2 protein-coding genes and 1 pseudogene are annotated in these 1,564 nt (G+C 65.2%); all 3 read left to right on the top strand.

Going from position 1 to position 1,564, the window contains the following annotated elements:
• Nucleotides 1–457, top strand: a pseudogene (locus AC1DU6_RS30630) (cytochrome o ubiquinol oxidase subunit I); the annotation flags it as partial.
• 16 nt (nt 458–473) lie between these two features.
• Nucleotides 474–1,097, top strand: a complete 624-nt coding sequence (cyoC, locus tag AC1DU6_RS30625) for a cytochrome o ubiquinol oxidase subunit III (protein ID WP_477861856.1) — start codon at nt 474–476, stop codon at nt 1,095–1,097.
• Nucleotides 1,097–1,474, top strand: coding sequence for a cytochrome o ubiquinol oxidase subunit IV (gene cyoD, locus AC1DU6_RS30620; RefSeq protein ID WP_457322956.1), 378 nt, complete (start codon nt 1,097–1,099; stop codon nt 1,472–1,474). The genes cyoC and cyoD overlap by 1 nt, the downstream gene beginning before the upstream one ends.
• Nucleotides 1,475–1,564 lie beyond the last annotated feature (90 nt).

The following is a 1,564-nucleotide window of genomic DNA, read 5'->3' as shown; positions in this document are numbered from 1 at the left end:
CTGCGGTATCGGTGCCTTCCTGGTGCAGATCGCCGTCAGCATCTGGCGCCGCAAGGAACTGGCCGACACGACGGGAGACATCTGGGGTGGCCGCACGCTGGAATGGTCGACGTCCTCGCCGCCGCCGGACTACAACTTCGCCTTCACGCCCATCGCCCACGAGATGGACGCCTGGCACGACATGAAGCAGCGCAACGCCGAGCGCCCTCGCCAAGGCTTCGTGGCCATCCACATGCCCAGGAACACCGGCGCCGGATTCATCATCGCCATGCTGGCCACGGCCATGGGCTTCGCGCTGATCTGGCACATGTACTGGATCGCCGCGGCGACCTTTGCCGCCACCGTCATCGCGTCCATCGTCCACACCTTCAACTACGACCGTGACTTCCACATCCCGGCCGATGCGGTGACCCGCACCGAGGACGAGCGCACCCGCGCGCTTGCATCCGCCGCCTGACCGGGAGACCGCTGACATGACTGCAACTGTGACCTCTCACGTCAACGGCGTCGCGCCCGTCTTCTACGACACCGGCGACCACCACCCGCAGCCCAGCACCATGCTGGGCTTCTGGCTCTACCTGATGAGCGAYTGCCTCATCTTCGCGRTGCTGTTCGCCGTCTACGCCGTGCTGGGCCGCAACTACGCGGCCGGCCCGTCGGGCGCCGACCTGTTCGACCTGCCGCTGGTGGCCGTCAACACGGGCCTGCTGCTGTTCTCGTCCATCACCTATGGCTTCGCGATGATCGCGATGCAGGCCAAGCGCAAGAACCAGATGCTGGCCTGGCTGGCCATCACCGGCCTGTTCGGCCTGGGCTTCCTGGGCATCGAGCTGTTCGAGTTCCACCACCTCATCCACGAGGGCGCCGGCCCGGGCCGCAGCGCTTTCCTGTCCAGCTTCTTYACGCTGGTCGGCACCCACGGYCTGCACGTCACCTTCGGCTKCATCTGGCTGGTCACGCTGATGGTGCAGGTGCAAAAGCTCGGCCTGACGCCCGCCAACCGCCGCCGCCTGATGTGCCTGTCGATGTTCTGGCACTTTCTGGACGTCGTCTGGATCGGCGTCTTCACCTTCGTCTACCTGATGGGAGTGCTGTGATGGCCGACCACGCTCACCACGACGACCACCATGACGACGGCGACTTCCACGTCAGCTTCAAGGGCTATGCCGTCGGCTTCATCCTGTCGGTCATCCTGACGGCGATTCCCTTCTGGCTGGTCATGGGCAAGGTGCTGCCCACACCCAAACTCACGGGTCTGGTCATCCTCGGCTTCGCGGCCGTGCAGATGGTCGTGCACATGATCTATTTCCTGCACATGAACGCCAAAGTCGAGCAGGGCTGGTCCATGCTGGCGCTGCTGTTCACCGGCGCCTTGGTCGTCATCATGCTGTCCGGCTCGGTCTGGGTCATGTATCACATGAACGCCAACATGATGCCGACGCCCGATCCCGCCGCGATGCGCAACATGCCCTAGGGTGTGAAGCCCCTCGCCCAGCCTCGCCCCGCTGAACGCGGACGTGTCCGGTCGGGACCGCGCTGCGGCCAGAGCCCGCAGCGCTTCGTC

This window comes from Roseateles sp. P5_B10 (assembly GCF_056400485.1).
The sequence above is the reverse complement of the archived record's forward strand: the minus strand, read 5'-3'. Positions and strand labels throughout refer to the sequence as shown.

Coding starts and splice junctions, on each gene's coding strand:
- cyoD (WP_457322956.1), top strand. CDS start 1,097: ATGGCCGACCACGCTCACCACGACGACCACCATGACGACGGCGACTTC.